This window comes from Bradyrhizobium ferriligni (assembly GCF_056837965.1).
The window spans coordinates 1-393 of sequence record NZ_JBXEJO010000392.1 but is presented as its reverse complement, the minus strand read 5'-3'; the positions used below and the strand labels follow the sequence as shown (position 1 = coordinate 393).

General features: G+C 44.0%; 1 protein-coding gene. It reads right to left on the bottom strand.

Annotated features, from left to right (window positions below):
• Positions 1–393: PilW family protein (locus tag AC1VNY_RS42870; RefSeq protein ID WP_482409734.1), on the bottom strand; the 393-nt coding region annotated here is incomplete at both ends.

Below are 393 nucleotides of genomic sequence, written 5' to 3'. Positions count from 1 at the left end.
ACCTTGTTGAGCATTGCCAACAAGGGTGGAATCTAATGCGGGTGACCAATGACTGGCATTGGTGCTATTTGCAGGATTGCTTTGGGTTATTGTGAAGCTCGCTCCGCTGCCATTGTAACCCATAAGGATTGTTGGCGTTGTATTCAATATTCCCAAAGGCCTTGGGCCCCCAGCATTTAGGCTGGAAACTGCGGTGATAATGGATCCACAGCCGGCAAATCCAGCCGATCTTATCATCGGTATGAGTAAATTGGATATGGCATTTTCAGTACTTTGAATAAGATCCTGAGAGTTCGATGCTTTGTAAAGTTGGGTTTGTGCCAGGTATATTTGTAAAATTGAATAAGTGAGTATCAGTCCAACCAAGGTGGCTATCATTAACTCGACTAATGA